The 16,564-nt window shown below is 71.4% G+C and carries 17 protein-coding genes; 6 read left to right on the top strand and 11 right to left on the bottom strand.

The annotated features are described in order from the left end of the window. Position 1: 1 nt before the first annotated feature. From I6J71_RS29430 to I6J71_RS29395, 8 genes are all read right to left on the bottom strand, one after another. Positions 2-1,819 (bottom strand): alpha-D-ribose 1-methylphosphonate 5-phosphate C-P-lyase PhnJ, encoded by a 1,818-nt coding sequence (locus I6J71_RS29430; RefSeq protein ID WP_204089841.1) that lies wholly within the window; start codon positions 1,817-1,819, stop codon positions 2-4. Then, complete coding sequence (locus I6J71_RS29425) at positions 1,819-2,934, bottom strand: carbon-phosphorus lyase complex subunit PhnI (protein ID WP_204089840.1); 1,116 nt, start codon at positions 2,932-2,934, stop codon at positions 1,819-1,821. The genes I6J71_RS29430 and I6J71_RS29425 overlap by 1 nt, the downstream gene beginning before the upstream one ends. Beyond that, positions 2,934-3,521, bottom strand: a complete 588-nt coding sequence (gene phnH, locus I6J71_RS29420) for a phosphonate C-P lyase system protein PhnH (protein ID WP_204089839.1) — start codon at positions 3,519-3,521, stop codon at positions 2,934-2,936. Before phnH ends, I6J71_RS29425 begins: the two co-directional genes overlap by 1 nt. Further along, complete coding sequence (phnG, locus tag I6J71_RS29415; protein WP_204089838.1) at positions 3,518-3,952, bottom strand: phosphonate C-P lyase system protein PhnG; 435 nt, start codon at positions 3,950-3,952, stop codon at positions 3,518-3,520. Before phnG ends, phnH begins: the two co-directional genes overlap by 4 nt. After that, a complete protein-coding gene (locus tag I6J71_RS29410; protein ID WP_370542233.1) occupies positions 3,945-4,619 on the bottom strand; it encodes a GntR family transcriptional regulator in 675 nt (224 codons plus the stop codon). Before I6J71_RS29410 ends, phnG begins: the two co-directional genes overlap by 8 nt. A 275-nt stretch (positions 4,620-4,894) precedes the next feature. Beyond that, on the bottom strand, positions 4,895-6,541 hold the full coding sequence (gene phnE, locus I6J71_RS29405; protein ID WP_204089836.1) for a phosphonate ABC transporter, permease protein PhnE: 1,647 nt from the start codon (positions 6,539-6,541) through the stop codon (positions 4,895-4,897). Next, complete coding sequence (phnC, locus tag I6J71_RS29400; protein ID WP_239153980.1) at positions 6,538-7,338, bottom strand: phosphonate ABC transporter ATP-binding protein; 801 nt, start codon at positions 7,336-7,338, stop codon at positions 6,538-6,540. The genes phnE and phnC overlap by 4 nt, the downstream gene beginning before the upstream one ends. Then, positions 7,335-8,294, bottom strand: coding sequence for a phosphate/phosphite/phosphonate ABC transporter substrate-binding protein (locus tag I6J71_RS29395; RefSeq protein WP_204089835.1), 960 nt, complete (start codon positions 8,292-8,294; stop codon positions 7,335-7,337). Before I6J71_RS29395 ends, phnC begins: the two co-directional genes overlap by 4 nt. Positions 8,295-8,871: 577 nt before the next feature. On the opposite strand from I6J71_RS29395, the gene eno reads away from it, so the two are divergent. The 4 genes from eno to I6J71_RS29375 all read left to right on the top strand — a co-directional run bounded on the left by eno (position 8,872) and on the right by I6J71_RS29375 (position 11,672). Further along, positions 8,872-10,146 carry a phosphopyruvate hydratase gene (gene eno / locus I6J71_RS29390; RefSeq protein WP_204089834.1) on the top strand — a complete coding sequence of 425 codons (1,275 nt, stop codon included), beginning with the start codon at positions 8,872-8,874 and terminating at the stop codon, positions 10,144-10,146. Positions 10,147-10,223: 77 nt separating this feature from the next. Beyond that, positions 10,224-10,778: a PadR family transcriptional regulator gene (locus I6J71_RS29385; RefSeq protein WP_204089833.1), complete on the top strand. Its 555-nt coding sequence runs from the start codon at positions 10,224-10,226 to the stop codon at positions 10,776-10,778. A 41-nt stretch (positions 10,779-10,819) separates the two neighbouring features. Further along, on the top strand, positions 10,820-10,969 hold the full coding sequence (locus tag I6J71_RS29380) for a LysR family transcriptional regulator (protein ID WP_204089832.1): 150 nt from the start codon (positions 10,820-10,822) through the stop codon (positions 10,967-10,969). Between the two features lies 1 nt (position 10,970). Beyond that, on the top strand, positions 10,971-11,672 hold the full coding sequence (locus I6J71_RS29375; RefSeq protein ID WP_204089831.1) for a LysR substrate-binding domain-containing protein: 702 nt from the start codon (positions 10,971-10,973) through the stop codon (positions 11,670-11,672). Between the two features lie 320 nt (positions 11,673-11,992). Here I6J71_RS29375 and I6J71_RS29370 read toward each other — a convergent pair whose 3' ends face one another. The 3 genes from I6J71_RS29370 to I6J71_RS29360 all read right to left on the bottom strand — a co-directional run bounded on the left by I6J71_RS29370 (position 11,993) and on the right by I6J71_RS29360 (position 14,445). Further along, positions 11,993-12,193, bottom strand: coding sequence for a ferredoxin (locus tag I6J71_RS29370; RefSeq protein WP_204089830.1), 201 nt, complete (start codon positions 12,191-12,193; stop codon positions 11,993-11,995). Positions 12,194-12,284: 91 nt separating this feature from the next. Then, entirely contained in the window at positions 12,285-13,055 is a 771-nt protein-coding gene (locus tag I6J71_RS29365; protein ID WP_204089829.1) for a trypsin-like serine protease, read from the bottom strand. Between the two features lie 139 nt (positions 13,056-13,194). Beyond that, positions 13,195-14,445 (bottom strand): hypothetical protein, encoded by a 1,251-nt coding sequence (locus I6J71_RS29360; protein WP_204097282.1) that lies wholly within the window; start codon positions 14,443-14,445, stop codon positions 13,195-13,197. Positions 14,446-14,736: 291 nt separating this feature from the next. Between I6J71_RS29360 and I6J71_RS29355 the strand changes: the two genes are divergently transcribed. Both I6J71_RS29355 and I6J71_RS29350 read left to right on the top strand, forming a co-directional pair. Further along, positions 14,737-15,681 (top strand): ABC transporter permease, encoded by a 945-nt coding sequence (locus I6J71_RS29355; protein WP_204089828.1) that lies wholly within the window; start codon positions 14,737-14,739, stop codon positions 15,679-15,681. Next, positions 15,681-16,562 (top strand): ABC transporter permease, encoded by an 882-nt coding sequence (locus tag I6J71_RS29350; RefSeq protein ID WP_204089827.1) that lies wholly within the window; start codon positions 15,681-15,683, stop codon positions 16,560-16,562. The genes I6J71_RS29355 and I6J71_RS29350 overlap by 1 nt, the downstream gene beginning before the upstream one ends. The last annotated feature ends 2 nt before the right edge of the window (positions 16,563-16,564 follow it).

The following is a 16,564-nucleotide window of genomic DNA, read 5'->3' as shown; positions in this document are numbered from 1 at the left end:
GTCACCTCCGGGCCGCGGCGACGAGCCGCTGGGTGTAGGGGTGGTGGGGGTCGTGGAAGAGCTGGTCGGTGAGGCCGCGCTCGACCACGCGGCCGAGCTGCATCACGATCGTGCGGTCGGTGAGCGCGTCGATCACGGAGAAGTCGTGGCTCACCACCACGGCCGCGATGTCGCGTTCGGACAGCAGGCCGCGCAGCAGGTCGAGCACCCCGGCGGCGACCGACGCGTCGAGTCCCGTGGTGGGCTCGTCGAGCAGCACCACCGGCGGTTCGGTGGCCAGCGCCTTGGCGATCTGCACGCGCTGGCGCATGCCGCCGGAGAACGTCCCGACGGGATCGTCCATCCGCGGCAGCGGAACCTCGACGCGGTCGAGGAGTTCGGCCGCACGGCGGCGGATGTCGTGGTAATTTCGCCAGCCCGCGGCGGTGAGCCGCTCGGCGATGTTGCCGCCCGCGGACACGCGCAGGTCGAGCCCGTCGGCCGGGTTCTGGTGCACCACGGCCATCGCGTCGACCCGCAGAGCCCGGCGCTGCGGGTCGGTGAGCGTCAGCAGGTCGGTGCGACCACCGTCCACAGTGGCCACACGGACCTCACCCGCGGTCGCGCGCTCCTCGCCGATGACACACGCGAGCACGGTCGACTTGCCGGAGCCCGACTCGCCGATCACGCCGAGAGCCTCACCGGGCGCGACGTCGAAGGAGACGTCCCACGCGGCGACGATCGCGCCCGTCGCCGGGCTGACCGCGGTGCCGTGCTCCGGGCCGGTACCCGGCACGGCGTCCGCGCCGCCGGCCCCGTGCACCTTGCCGATGCCGTCGACCCGCAGCGCCCACTCCGGCGCGTCCGCGGGGATCTCGCGGCGCGGCAGCTCGCGCGCCTCGGCGGAGACGGTGGCCCGGGCGCGGCGGCGCGGGTCGGGCAGCAGGTGCAGCGGCGCGCGGTGGTGGTGGGCCGCCTCGTCGGCGTCGCCGGCGCGCACGCGGGCGCACCACTCCGTGTCGCTGCAGGCATACCCGCCGCTGGTGCCCGCCGCCACGAGGAACGTGTCGTCGCGGCCGCACAGCTTGCACACCGCGCCCGGCGTGTGCTCGACTTCGAACGGGACGTCGTCGAACGTCAGCGGCGCCACGTCGGTGTTCGGCGGCACGGCGTAGATGCGCTTCTCGCGGCCGGCGCCGAAGAGGTTCAGGTGCGGCGACTGGTGCAGCCGCGGCACGTCCCAGCGCGGGATCGGCGTCGTGGCCATCACGTAGCGGCCGCCGACCAGCACGGGGTAGCCGGTCGTGCGGGTGATCATGCCGTTGCGGACGATGTCCTCGTACAGGCTCACCCACATCGCCGAGTAGTCGCCCTCGGCGTGCATCCGCGCGCACGCGACCACGGATTTCTCCACGCCGCGCAGCGGTTCCGGCACCGGCACCTGGTACACGAGCACGTCGCCGGCCGACAAGGCTTCCTCGGGCACTCGGTGTCGCGTTTGGACGATCGTCGCTTCGCGGGTGTCGGCCGTCTCCGCGGCCCCCGTGGTGGCGGCGATCATGCGGCGCAGGTTGGTGGCGTTCACGCCGGCGTCGTCGCCCTGATCGATGACCTTCACGGTGTCCTGCGCGCCGATCACGGCGAGCGTCACCTGCAGGCCGCCCGAACCCCAGCCGCGGGCCACCGGCATCTCGCGCGAGCCGAACGGCACTTGGTAGCCGGGCACGCACACGGCGGTGAGCGTGGCGCGGCGGACCTCACGCTTGCCGCCCTCGTCGAGGATCCCGGCCGGTTCGGCGAGCGCTTCGAGGTCCGTGAGCAGGTCTTCGGTCGTGCGCATCAGCATTCCCCTCCGAACGGCTCCGTCGGCCGGGGCGCCGGTCCCTCACCGGTGGCAGCGGCGGCCTGCAGGGCCTGCTTGCGTTCCACCATCGAGCGGAACGTGACGTAGTGCGGGAGCTTGAGGTGCTCCAGGAACCCGCCGGAGTCGAGGCCGTCGGTCGTGAGCAGCAGCAGCTGCTCCAACGGGCCGGACCGACCGAAGCGGCGGTTGGCGATGTCGAGGTTGGCCATCGCGATCGCCTTGCGCTCGTTGTGGCCGAAGCACAGCCCGTAACCCACGTCGAAGCGGCTGCGGTCCTCTTCGGCGCCGTCGAGATCCTCGATCGCCTCGGCTTCCGTCACGCGGAACCGGCCGAGGGTCACCGGATTCCCGGTGTGCGGGTGCTTCACGCGCAGCGGCAGCCGGCCGTGGCGCACCTCGCCCAGCGTGACCTCGTGGATGTCGCCGTCGGGCCCGAGGATCGAGCGGTACCACAGCGCGACGAGCGCACCCGTCTCCGCGCGGGCCATCGCGGCGAGCGCCGCCGACCGCGGGGCCGGTGGCCGCGCGGGCCGGCGCGTGACGTCGAACGGCTCGGCGTCTGCGTGCTCACCGCGGTGGTCCACGGCCAGGTCGAGCTCGCGCAGCAGGTCGAGGAACCGGCGCGGCCGGCGCTGCTCGTCGGTGCGCGGCTTCGGCGTGCCGGGCACGCGCTCGACGGCCTCGGGCGCGCCGGCGGGCTTCTCCAGCAACCGCCCCGTGTAGTCGGTGGTGCGGCCCAGCAGCTGCGGCCCGTCGGGCTCGCGGAACGCCGGCACGATCCGGCGCAGGATCAGCAGCTCGTCCGGGTCCACCGGTTCGCCGACGGCCAGGCGGGGCAGCGTCGAGCGGTAGGCGCGCAGCAGGTGCGAAGCCTCCAGCGGGTCGCCTTCGGCCTGGCGGAACGCGGCTGCCGCCGTCTCCTCGTCGAACAGGCCGGCCTCGCCCATCACGCGGTCGACCGCGAGCCGGAACCGCGCGACGATCTGCCCGGTGTCCGCCCACGGCACCGGCGCGTGGTCGCGGGCGCGGCGCACGAGGTCTTCGGCCGCGAGGATGGCTTCGAGCCCGCCCCGGGCTCCCGAGTACCCCATCAGTCCTCCTCGATGATCGTGGTGCGCGGCAGGCCGGTCACGCGGCCGTCCTCGGTGACGAGCAGGAGGTCGACTCCGGCGGGGTAACCGGCCACCGCCTCGGCGCGGGCGGCGGCGAAGCCGGCGGGCAGGCCCCGCGGTGCCAGCGTGAGCTCGCCCGGCACGCCGGGGCCGGAGAGCCGCCAGCGCCGATCTCCGCCGTCCACATCGGACACGGCGAGCGCGGCCAGCGCGGCGTCCTCCGGCGCCGGGGCGCTGCCGCGGCACAGCTTCGTGATCTCGCCGGCCGTCACCGGCCGCACGGCGGCGACCAGACGGGCCAGCTCCAGCGGCCGGATCGGCGCGGACGTGGCCAGCGCGACGGCGTCGGCCCACCGCGTGCCTTCTTCCAGCACGCACACGCCGGTGCCGAGGTCGGCGAGCGCGAGCACCGGCAGCACTGCGGAGTAGTTGCCCTGCGCCAGATCCGCGGGCAGCTGCTGCACGGTGCCCGGTCGGGAAAGCGCTTCCAGCACCGTGCGGAACACCTGCTGGGACTCGGCCGGGCGCAGCACCGCGCTCGCGGTGGTTCCGGTTGCGGTGGTCACGTCAGCTCCTCGAACTCGACGATGGTCGGGGCCAGTTGGGCCCATTCGTGCTCCTCACGCTCGACGAGGCGGCGTGCGACCTCCCGGCACAGCTCGTCCACTTCGGACGCGTGCGGACGGCCGGCCTGCACCTCGGCGTCGAGCACCGCCGCGGCGAGCACCGCCGCGCGGTCGTCACCGAGCCGCATCGCCCAGCCGCGGTGGCCGGCGAGCTCCACCTCGGCGCGGCACGCGAGCACGTCGCCGAGCATGAACCGCTCGCCCGCCACGGGCTCGCGCACTTGCGTCTGCACGCAGCCGACCTCCGGTGCGAGCAGCACCCGCACTTCGGCGCCGTCGGCGAGGCAGGCGTCGGCGAGCGCCCGCAGTTCACCGGGTCCGGCTTCGGCCAGCAGGCCGCAGCGCTCCTCCCGGCCCAAGGGGTCAGTCACCCTGTTCTCCTTCACGCTTCACGGGAAATGCCGGGTCCTCCAGCTCCACCACCACGCGCACGGCGTCGGCCCGCGTCCACGCGCTGCTGGTCATGAGCACCCGGCCGGTTTCGGCGTCCCGGTTGACGCTGTCGATACGCCACACCGGCACGCTGGCCTCGATCCGCAGGCCGCGGAGCACCTCGGCCGGGGGGATGTCCACGCTCGCCCGGCACCACGCGCGCACCGGCAGCGCGCCACCCAGTTGCCGCAGCACCAGGTCCACCGACTCCACGCTGTGCAGCGCGATGTCGAGGTCCGGCGCGACGTCGACCGGGATCAGCTCCTCGGTCCACGACGCGAGCAGGTCGTCGATGAAGAAGTGCCGGATCACCCGGTGCACGAGCGTGCCCGCAGGGCGCTCCAGCCGTCCGGCCGCCGCCTCGGGCAGCGGGACCCGCTCGACCCCCTTGATCTGCGACCGGGGCGTGGCGCCCGCCGCGGTCACGGTGGCGTGCCACGAAGGCGGCCGCATCCGCGAGATCACGTAGTCGATGCGCCGGTTCACGAAGGTTCCGGCGCCCTGCACGCGGCGCACGAGCAGCCGCCGCTCCAGCTCCTGCAGGGCGGAGCGGGCGGCCGCCCGGCCCACGCCGAAACGGGTGGCGAGCTCCGGCTCGCTCGCCACCCGCGTTCCCGGTTCGCAAGCCGCCAGCTCGGTGGCCAGCTGGTCGGCGATGTCGAGGTACCTCGTCGAGGTCATGTCCTCCACGGTGCTCGCCCGGCTTGTCCGGACAACTGCGCCGTGGCCAACGCGAAAGCGCCCGAAGATGAACATCAGCGACAGTTGTTCCGGATACTGTGCCGTTCATCACTGATCCGACCACAGTCACGGCCACCCTCCCTGCGTAGCAATGGTTCGTCTCGTCCGGGGCGGCGGCCGGCTTGTGGTCGGATTGGTGACTAGCGCACGACGTGCCGCAGCCAGCCGGCGAGCAGCTCCACGAACAGCACGGTGGCGAACACCAGCAGCAGGATGGTCGTGACCATGCCGAAGTCGAGGATCCGCGACGTGCTGAGCAGGTCGAACCCGATACCGCCGGCCCCGACGATGCCCAGCAGCGTCGCCGAGCGGATGTTCACGTCGAGCTGGTAGAGCACGTGGGCGACGAACGCGGGAGCGGCCTGCGGCAGCGTGCCGGTGAAGAACACCTGCCACGGGCCGGCGCCCGTCGCGCGGATCGCCTGTTCCACGCCCGGGTCCACCTCTTCCAGCGAGTCGGCCACGAGCTTGCCGAGCAGCCCGATCGCGCCCACGGCCAGCGCGAGCGTGCCCGCCACCGCGCCGAGCCCGGTGATCACCACGAACACGATCGCCAGCACGAGCTCCGGGATCCCGCGGATGAGCACCACGAGCAGCCGGAACGTGCGCGCCACCCACGGGACCGGCGCGACGTTGCGCGCGGCCAGCGCCCCGATCGGCACCGCGAGCACCGCGCCGAGCACGGTGGCACCGAGTGCGATCTGCACGGTCATCCACAGGTCGTCGAGCAGCTGCCCGAAGATCCCACCGGTGTCGGGCGGCCAGAACAGCCCGGCCGTGTGCCCGAGGTCGCCCAGCGCGCCGAAGAACTGCACCGGCGACAGGTCCGCGCCCCACACACTGGCCGCGATCACGAGCACGGTGACCAGCGCGTAGGCCGCCCGGCGGACCCGGTGCACCGTCCACCCGGGACTGACCTGGTTGCCGCGCTGCACCGGGATGTGCACCGCCTTGCGGTCGTCGTGCGCACGCAGCAGCGCCCGCCTGATCGCCCCGGACAGCAGCTCCACGGCCACGCACAGGATCAGCACCACCAGCGCGAGCGCCATGCCCCGCGGGTAGTCCAGCGACTGGAACGCCGTGGCGATCGCGTAGCCGAGCCCGTCGACGCCGACGAACCCGAGCACCACCGAGATCCGCAGGTTGATGTCGAGCCGGTGCAGCGCCGTGGCCACGAACGCGGGCAGCACCTGGGGAAGCACGCCGGTCACGAGCTCCTGGAAGGTGCCCGCGCCACCCGCCCGCACAGCCGAGCGGGCGCCCTCGTCGACCTGTTCCACCGCGTCGGCGTAGAGCTTCGCCACCATGCCGACGGAGTGCAGGCCCATGGCCAGCACCCCCGTCATGGCGCCGAGGCCGAAGATGCGGAAGAACACGATGGCCAGCACCACGTCGGGCACCGCGCGGGCCAGCACCACGAGGGTGCGGGCCCCGACGCGCACGCTGCGGTGCGGGGTGGTGTTGGCCGCCGCGAGGATCGCGAGCGGCACGCTGATGAGCACCGACAGCAGCGTCGCCGACACCACGATCGCGAGGGTTTTCCCGCACAGCTCGAGCAGTTCGCCCACGGGCGGGAAGTCGAGCGGGAACATGCGGCCCGCGAAGTCGGCGGCGTTGCGGGCGCTGTCGACGAACGTCGCGATGTTGATCTTCAGGTCGGTGACGGCCCAGACGCCGACGGCGACGATCGCGGCGAGGACGAGCCACACCGCCGTGCCGCCGGGGCGCGGCCGGGCGAGGGTCCGCTGGGGCGCGGCAGCGGCGGACAGCGGCGGCGCGGCCGTCATCCGACGGACGCGGGCACCGGCAGCGCGGCCGCACCCACCCTCGCGTAGAGGCCCATCACCGCGTCGCGGTCCAGCCCGGCCGCGGGCGTGTCGAGCACCGCCTGGCCACCCCGCAGGCCGATCACGCGGTCGCCCCAGCTCAGCGCGAGGTCGACCTGGTGCAGGCTGCACAACACGGTGAGCTTCTGCTCCACGCCGATCTCCCGGATCAGCCGCATGACCTGCGCGGCCGACTCGGGGTCGAGCGAGGCCACCGGCTCGTCGGCGAGGAGGATCTCCGGCCGCTGCATCAGCGCCCGCGCCACGGCGACGCGCTGCTGCTGGCCCCCCGAGAGCGTGTCGGCCCGCTGGAACGCCCGGTCGAGCAGCCCGACGCGGTCGAGGTGCCCGAGCGCTTCCAGCCGCACGGACTTCGGGTAGGTGAACAAGCCCAGCCGGGGCCCGCGCAGCCGCCCGAGCGCGCCGGCGCACACGTTCTCCAACACCGTGAGGCTGCCGATCAGGTGGAACTGCTGGAACACGAACCCGATCCGGCGGCGCAGGCGCCGCAGTTCGCCGCCGCGGACCCGGCCGGCGTCGGTGCCGAGCACCGTGACCGAGCCGGCGGTCGGCCGCTGCAGGCCGTCGACGTGGCGCAACAGCGTGGACTTGCCCGAACCCGACAGGCCCAGCAACACCACGACCTCACCGGCGTGCACGGTCAGCGACACCTCGTCGAGCGCGCGGACCTGCGGCCCGAAGTGCTTGCTGACGCCGTCGAAGACGATCGCGGGATGGCCGGCGGGGTGCTCGGTCACGACGCCGTGCACTGCTTGTCCTTGGTGGTCGCGCACACCTTGCGAACACCCGCGTAGAAGGTGTCGTCGACCTTCACGTAGCCCCAGTCACCGGCGTCGTCGGCCGCCTTGCACGTGGTGGCGCAGAAGCCGTTGGCGTTGAGGTAGTCGACGTTGGCCTTGTTCTGGAAGACGTCGGTGATCTTCGCCTTGACGTCGGGGGCGAGGTCGTCGCTGATCGCGACCGGTGAACCGGCGATGACGTCGGACTTCCAGACGGTGTTCACGTCGCCGGGCTTGAGCTGGCCCTTGTCGATCAGGATCTTGTCGACCATGCTGTCTTCCGCGAACCCGGCGTCGCACTGGCCGCTGTTGACGGCGAGCACCGACGCGTCGTGACCACCGGTCATCACCGGGGTGATGTCCTTCGCCGGGTCGATGCCGGCCTGGAGCAGCGCGGCCTTCGGGTAGAGGTAGCCCGAGGTCGAGTTCGGGTCGACGAAGCAGATCTTCTTGCCCTTGAAGTCGGCGATGCTCTTGATCGGCGAGCCGGCCTTCGTGATGCCGTAGGACTTGTACCCGGGCTCGGCGCCCTTGGTCACGGTCTGCGCGGCGATCGGGCTCGCCTTCACGCCGCTGTTCTTCGCGAGCACGTACGACAGCGGGCCGTACTGCGCGATGTCGACCTTGTCGGTGCGCTGCGCCTCGATCACGGCGGCGTAGTCGGTGGCGCTCTGGAAGCGCACCTTCTTGCCGGTTTCCTTCTGCAGCAGCGAGATGATCGGCTGGTAGGCCTGCTGGAGGCTCTGCGCGTTCTCGGACGGAACCGCGGCGAGGACGAGCTCGTCGGGGTTGCGACCGCCACCATCGGCTGCGTTGCCGGTGTTCGTCGCCGCGCTCTGGCCGCAGGCGGCCATCAGGAAGGCGGCGGCCACGCCGAGGACGGCCGCGGCCGGGCGCCGGGGGAGACGGGACATCGGGGACTCTCCTTCCCGCCCGGGTTCGGGCGGCGTCGGTCGGATGCCCGTAGGGTTGTTCCGGCCGATGCAGCCGAGGCGAAGGCGTGGTTACACGTTGAGGAACTCCGTGAGTCCCTTGCCTCAACCCGCCCGCAGGAGTGGCGTCCCGGTGATCGGAACCTCGCACCGCGTGCCGGTTGTCGCGATGAGCGGCGGTCTCGCCGTGATTTCCTCGTGATGTGCGACCCGGGCACGAACATCACGCGAGTGAAGTCATCGCTCAGGGGAGCGCTTTCACGGCGCTGGTCGAACACGCGGAGCTCGCGGTGCCGGCGTGTCCCGGGTGGACACCCGGCGAACTGGTGGGATACGCGGTGTGCTGGGCGGCAGTGGTCACGGCGCAGCAGGCTTCGTGCCCCGTCGACCGTCCCGCTCAGCGGGGCGCCGCTGTAGTCTTTCGCCGGATGTTCAGGATCGATTCAGTCGTTTTCTGCTAGCCTCGCCGTGATTCGCGGCTCACCGTGGTGCCGCCTGCTGCCGCAGTGCCCACGGTTCTTGTCGACGAGCGCTCCGGCCCGAACCTCCGAGGAGCGAGATGACGAGCATCGTGCGGGTCAAGGGGCGCGAGGTGCTGGACAGCCGCGGGAACCCGACGGTCGAGGTCGACGTGGAACTGGCCGACGGGTCGCGTGGGCGCGCGGCCGTGCCTTCCGGTGCGTCCACGGGCACGCGGGAGGCCGTCGAACTGCGCGACGGCGACAAGTCGCGCTACCACGGCAAGGGTGTGCGCAAGGCCGTCGAGGCAGTGAACACCGAGATCGCCGAGGCGATCACCGGGCTCGACGCCGAAGCGCAGGCCGAAGTCGACCGCGCGCTGATCGCGCTCGACGGCACCGAGAACAAGGCCCGCCTGGGCGCGAACGCGACGCTCGGCGTCTCGCTCGCCGTGGTGAAGGCCGCCGCGGCCGCGAACCACCTGCCGCTCTACCGCTACGTCGGCGGGGTCTACGCGCACCTGCTGCCGATGCCGATGATGAACATCATCAACGGTGGCGCGCACGCCGACAACCCGATCGACTTCCAGGAGTTCATGATCGGCCCGATCGGCGCCGAGACGTTCGCCGACGCCGTGCGCATGGGTTCGGAGGTCTTCCACACGCTGCGCAAGTCCTTGCACGACGCCGGCCACAACACCAACGTCGGCGACGAAGGTGGCTTCGCGCCGCAGCTCGGTTCGGCCGACGAGGCGCTCGAGTTCGTCGTGCGCGCCATCGAGCAGACCGGCTACACGCCGGGCGCGGACATCGCGCTGCTGCTCGACCCGGCGGCGTCGGAGTTCTACACCGGCGAGATCTACGACTACAGCGGCGAAGGGCTCAAGCGCAGCGTCGAAGAACACGTGGCGTACCTGGAAGACCTCACGCGGCGCTTCCCGATCGTGTCCATCGAGGACGGTCTGGCGCAGGACGACTTCGCCGGCTGGAAGCGGCTCACCGACGCCGTCGGCGACCGCGTGCAGCTCGTGGGCGACGACCTGTTCTGCACCAACGTGGCGATCCTGAAGGACGGCATCGAGCGCGGCATCGCGAACTCGATCCTCATCAAGGTCAACCAGATCGGCACGCTCACCGAAACGCTGGCGGCCGTCGAGACCGCGCACAAGGCCGGGTACTCGGCGGTGCTCTCGCACCGGTCCGGCGAAACCGAGGACACCACGATCGCCGACCTCGCGGTGGCCACCAACTGCGGCCAGATCAAGACCGGTTCGCTCTCGCGGTCCGATCGCACGGCGAAGTACAACCAGCTGATCCGCATCGAGGAAGAGCTGGGCGCCGAGGCGCGCTACGCGGGCAGCAGCACGCTGCGCTGAGCCGTCCCCGGCTGCACCCGGCCCGATCTTCCCCCGACTAGTTTCACTGAGACTAGCCACGAGCTGGAGTGGCGGTCGTGGCAGACGGTGCCGGGTTGTCGCTGAGCGAATGGATCCTGCTGTGCCTCGTGGCGGAGTCGCCGACGCACGGCTTCGCCCTGGTCCGGCTCACGTCGGAGGCCGGCGAGGTCGGTCGCGTCTGGCGACTGCCCAAACCCGTCGTCTACCGGGCCGTCGACCGCCTCACCGCGCGCGGGTTCGCCGTGGGCGCCGGCACCGAGCCCGGCGACTCCGGCCCGCCGCGCGCGCTCGTGCAGGCGACCCCGGAGGGGCACGCGGCCGTGGGGGAGTGGCTCGCGAAGCCGGCGCGGCACGTGCGTGACGTGCGCTCGGAGCTGCTGGTGAAGCTGGCGTTGCTGGAGCGGCGCGGGGCCGACCCGGTGCCGCTGCTCGAAGGCCAGCGGCGCGTGCTGGACCGCATCGTCGCCGGGCTGGAGAAGCAGCTAGCCTCGTCCGACGGGTTCGACAGCGTGCTGCTGACCTTCCGGCTCGAAAACGCGCGCGCCGCCGTCGCGTTCGTCGACGCGACGCTGGGCGGGCGGGCGCCGCAGTACGCCGTCACGGGCGAGTAGGCGCCGGTGCTCGACGTCAGGCGCCTGCGATCCTCGTCGCGGTGGTCGAAGGCGGGTCGTTCACCGCGGCCGCGCACCGCTTGCAGCTCACGCAATCGGGCGTGTCCCAGCAGATGTCGGTGATCGAACGCGAGGTCGGCATGTCCCTGCTCAAGCGCCTGCCGCGCGGTGTCGAGCTGCCCCGGTGGTGAAGTGCCGGCCGCGCACGCGAAGAGTCTCTTCGGCGAGATCTCGCCCGTCGCGCAGGAGGTGCGCTCGTTCGGGGCCGAACCCGCCGAGCTGCTGATCGAGGCGTTCTCGACGGCCGGCGTCGAGCTGCTGCCACCCGCTGTGAAGGCGTTCCGCGAGCGGCATCCGCACGTGCGGCTGCGCCTGCCGGCCACCCACGGGGACGACGCGTTCACGTGGCTGCGCGAGGGCGGCGCCCACGTCGTTCTGGTGCGGGGCTACGACTTCGCTCCCCAGCCCGTCGACCGCGACCTGCACCACGTCCCCCTGTCCGACGACCCGCTGCCCGTGGTGCTGCCGCTGGACCACCCGCTGGTCGACGCGGAGGAAGTCGCGCTCGCCGACCTGTCCGGCGAGCAGTGGGTCACGCGCACGCACCGCCCGCCGTACGGCCGGGCCTACGAGACGATGTGCCGCATCGCCGGGTTCGAACCGCCGATCACCTTCCGCGCGGCGGATTACCAGTCGCTGCAGGGGCTGGTGGCCGCGGGCATGGGCGTGAGCCTCGTGCCGCGCCTCTCGCTCGCCGCGCACCGCAACGACCTCGCCGACCGCCCGTTCGCCGGTCGCGGGTTCGCGTCCGCGGTGCCCCTCCCGGAAGCTCAGCGCGCGAAACCGATCGCCGATTTCCTGGACGTGCTGCGCTCGTCAGCCGGAAGCGGTTAGGTGCATTTGGCCAGGCCGTTGGGAGCGGCCTGGGTGACGTGGGAGTGCCTCCGGGGGGTGGTTGTCTGGGACCCGCTCCAGCCGGAGGCTCTGGTGTCTCACCGTGATGCGCGGAAGACGTTCGTGGGCAGGTTGCTGATCGTCCGGCGTCATCGGGCGGGCTGGCCGCAGGCGCACATCGTGTCCGCGGCCACGCGAGCTGGTCCACATGGATGTCAAAAGATCGGCCGCATCCCCGAGGCCGTGGCCGGCGAGCCCATGGGGCGTGAACCGGGAATTCACCCGTGACCACGGGCTGATGGCCAAATGCAGTCAGGGCGTCAGCCGTCGATCTGGATGGCGGCCATGGGACAGGCTTCGGCTGCGTCCGTGGCGCCTTCGAGGAGGTCGTCGGGCAGGTCGGCGGACAGGACCTTCGCCTGGGTGCCCTCGCCGAGGCTGAACACCTTCGGGGCGAGCGATTCGCAGAGGCCGACGCCGATGCAGCTGTCGTGGACGCGGACGGTTCGGGCCACGGTCATGCCTTTCGCCTGCACGGGTGGCGCTCGGGGGCGCCGGGCCGGATCACTGTATGTCATGCTGGCGACGACCGTCAAGAACAGGCGATGTGGATCAGGCGAGGTGGGCCTGGTCGGCGATCACGCCGGCGAACTCCGTCACGCGGGTGTAGACGCCTGGCTTGCCGGCCTTCGCGCACCCGTCTCCGAAGGACACGATCCCGGCGAGCGTGTCGCCGACGACGAGAGGGCCACCGGAGTCGCCCTGACACGCGTCGACGCCACCTTCTTCGTAACCCGCGCAGACCATGCTCGCCGCGTCGAAACTCGCGTACGCCGATTTGCACGCCGAATCGGCGACCATCGGCACGACGGCACTGCGCAGGTAGTCCGAGCGATCGCCGCCGTCGGCGACACGGCCCCAGCCGACCACAGTCGCCTTGGTGCCCGGTTCGTACACCTCGGCGTCGAGCGCGAGCTTCGCGGTGCTGGACGGCAGCTGTCCGCGGACGGTCAGCACCGCGATGTCGTCGCCGTTTTCCGCCTTCGTGAAGCCCGGGTGCACCCACGCCTTCGACACCGCGTACGTCGCCCCGTCGTCCGCGCGCTTGTCCTCACGGCCGACGACCACGCGGATGTCCTTCGTGGCCACCGCTTCCGCGCAGTGCGCCGCGGTCGCGACCGCCGAGAGGCTGACGATCACGCCGCCGCAGAACTGCGTGCCGGCACCGTCCACGAGGTACACCGCGTACGGGAAGTCGGCCAGGGAAGCCCTTTCCCCGCCGACGATCGACCCCTGCGCGGCCGCGCCCGGCGCACTCCCGATGAGGGTGACTGCCGCCAGAACTCCCGCGCTGAAGAGCGCACCACGTCGCGATCCCGGCACGAAAACCCCTCCGAACAAGAAGAATGCAGACACCCTAGCCCGAGCACCGCGAAAAGGATGTCACCGAACCGGGTGGTCAACCGTTGCGGGAAAACGCGAACGGCCCGGCGGAGGTGCCGGGCCGTTCACCACGAGTTCCTCAGCAGAGCGGGGCGACGGGGTCGTCGGAGCCGGTCTTCACGTAGGCGTCGGAGATGAAGTCGCCCGGGCCGATGCGGTCCCAGATCGTGCTGGTGCCGAAAGTTCCGGTGACCGGGTCGCCGTTCACGTAGCACTCGATGTTCACCTTGGCGTAGTTGGCCGCGAGGCCCTTGACGGCGGCGCTGGTGCTGCCGCTCTCGCGCACGTTCATCGGGTCGCCCGCCGTGGTCACGATCCCGGTGGCGGCGGCCGAACCGGTCCACAGGTAGGTCACCTTGACGTTGCCGTTGTCGGCCAGGACCAGGCCGGAGTTGAACACGCCGTCGGCGAGGTCGATGCCGGCCGGGTTGCCCACGGCGTAGCCGAGGTCGTCCTTACCGCCGTTGTAGTCGTTGTGGTAGGCCGCGTACGCCTCGGGCTGGCCCTGCGGCAGGTCCTTGTACTCCGCGCGGATCGAGGCCGGGTTCCAGTAGTCGTCTTTGGTGTTCCACGGGCCGACGTCCCACACCGGCGCGTATTCGCAGCGGCTGCCGTCGGTCTTGCACACGCGCACGGTGTAGTTGCCGGTGCCCTTCGGCGACAGCGCCTTGCCCGAAGGCAGCGCGACGAAGTGGTCGTTCGAGGCGATCACGTGGCCGTTGGCGGTCGTGTGGCCGGTGAGGCCTTCGCGGGTGGCGTAGATCGTGTATGTCAGCGGGGTCGTGACCCCGGCCGCGGTGGCGCGGGCGTCGGCAGTGGTGCTCCCAGTGAGGTCGACCTCGCGCACGGTCGGGCGCACGCCGTCGGTGGTGCTCGACAGCCAGATTCTGGTCTGGACCACACCGACCGGGCGCGCGAACGCCGCGGCCTGCGCGCCGGCCGGGGTCCACTCCGTCCAGTCGTCCGTGCCGGTGCGTCCGCGCACCTCGATCTGCACGTCGGTGGCCTTCGGCAGGTCCGCCACCACGTTCGCCGTCACGCGGTTCACCGGCGAAGCCAGCTGCTGCGCCGCGGAGACCAGGTACCCCTGGCTGCCCGCGGTGAGTAGATCCGTTCTGTGCCAGGCGGAATCCGTCAGTGTCAGCGCTGAACCCACCGCCTCGACGTTCACGTCGTCACCGTCGACGTGGGCCAGGTCGGCGCGCCAGGTGCCGCCCGTCGCGGCACCCGCCGGCGCCGCCAGCGCCACTCCGCTCGTGGTGACCTCGCCCGCGGCCAGCAGTGCCGCCGCGGCGCGGCGGACCGTTGTCTTCCCGACTGTCTTCCCCAGCACGACACCCAGCTCCTTCACTCTTCCGTCGCGAACGGTGAGGAGTCTGTGTGCGATCCGTACACGATCCGTACAACACGGGCGCTGGCACGTGTATCGTGTTGTGCCCCGGATTGTCCGGTTTGCCGACCATCTACATCGGACACTGGAGGACCGGTAGCGCCGAAAGTAGGAAGATCACCAGGTGGGACAGTGGCGAGTCAGTTTCCGTGGACGCCGTGGACAGGTGGGGCATTGCCGGTGTAGGTCTATGCACCGGGCAAGTACTGGAACGATTCCTGGGGACGGGTGATGGCGGGGTACCTGGCGCGCCGCGTCCTGCAGTCCGTCGTGGTGGTCGTGCTCGTCGCGGTGGTGACCTTCGTGCTGCTGCACCTCCTGCCGGGCGGCCCGGCTCGCGCGATCCTCGGCCCGAAGGCCACGGCGCTGCAGGTCCGGACCTTCCTGCACGACAACGGCTACGACCGACCGCTGCCCGCGCAGTTCCTCACGTGGGCGGGGCGCGTGCTGCAGGGCGACCTCGGCTATTCGTACAAGCTCAACCAGCCGGTGACCGACGTGATCGCCGACCACCTGCCCAAGACGCTCCTCCTCATGACACTGTCCACTTTGGTCGCCCTGGTGGTGGCGGTATCACTGGGCGTGTACCAGGCGCGCAAGCGCAACACCTTCGGCGACTACGTGGCGACCGGGCTGTCGTTCGCGTTCTACTCGATGCCCAGCTTCTTCCTCGGCGAGGTCCTCGTGCTGCTGTTCGCCGTGCAGCTGCAGTGGTTCTCGCCGCTCGGCCCGAGCGGCGATTCGCTCGGCGAGATCCTGTCCCAGGCGCCGGCGCTGATCCTGCCGGTGCTCACGCTGGCGCTGATCACCATCGCCACGTTCAGCCGCTACGCGCGCTCGTCGGTGATGGAGAACCTCAGCCAGGACTACGTGCGCACCGCGCTCGCCGGCGGGGCGAGCGACGGCCGGGTGCTGACGCGCCACGTGCTGCGCAACTCGCTGATCCCGATCGTCACGCTGCTCGGGCTCTCGCTGCCGCAGCTGTTCGCGGGTGCGCTCATCACCGAGCAGGTGTTCAACTACCCGGGCATGGGCTTCACGTTCATCCAGGGTGCCCAGGTGCACGACTACCCGGTGTTGCTCGGGATCGGCCTCGTCGTCGCGCTCGCGACCGTGGCCGGCTCCCTGCTCGCGGACCTCGGTTACGCCGTGCTCGACCCGAGGGTGAAGTACTGATGACCGACCGCGCGGCGACCGCCGCGGCACCCGCTCGCTCCGCGGCTCGCGCGACCCTGCACGCGTTCCTGGAGAACCACCTCGCCGTGGCCGGGGCGGTGCTGATCGTCCTGATCGCGGCGTTCTGCTTCCTCGGCCCGCTCGTCTACCACACCGAGCAGATCGCGACGAACCTCGCGGGCGCCAACCAGCCGCCGGGCGCGGGGCACGCGCTGGGCACCGACGACGTGGGCTACGACGAGCTCGGCCGCCTCATGGCAGGCGGCCAGGCGTCGCTCGAGATCGGGGTGGCCGCGGCCGTGCTCGCGACGGTCTTCGGCACGCTGTGGGGCGCGATCGCGGGCTACGCCGGCGGGTTGGTCGACGCGGTGATGATGCGAATCGTCGACACGTTCCTCGCCATCCCCACGCTGTTCCTGGTGCTGATCCTGTCCGCGATCTTCACCCCGACCCTCGGGTTGCTCATCGTCGTGGTGTCGTTCGGCGCGTGGCTGAGCCCGGCCCGGCTCGTGCGCGGCGAGACGCTCTCGCTGCGCACCCGCGAGTACGTGCAGGCCGTGCGGATGATGGGCGGCGACGGGAAACGCGTGGTGCTGCGCCACATCATGCCCAACGCGATCGGCACCATCGTCGTCAACGCGACGTTCCAGGTGGCCGACGCGATCCTGCTCGTCGCGGCGCTGAGCTACCTCGGCCTCGGCATCGCCCCGCCGCACGCCGACTGGGGCAACATGCTGTCCAACGGCACGGAGTTCGTGCAGAACGGCTACTGGTGGATGATCCTTCCGCCGGGCTTGGCGATCATGCTCGTGGTCGTCGCGTTCAACCTGCTCGGCGACGCCCTGCGCGACGCGCTCGAAGTGCGGTTGCGGAGGCGCTGAGG

It is taken from the genome of Amycolatopsis sp. FDAARGOS 1241, from assembly GCF_016889705.1.
Lineage (GTDB): Bacteria > Actinomycetota > Actinomycetes > Mycobacteriales > Pseudonocardiaceae > Amycolatopsis.
Note: the sequence above shows the minus strand (reverse complement) of the source record. Positions and strands in the feature narration are given on the sequence as shown.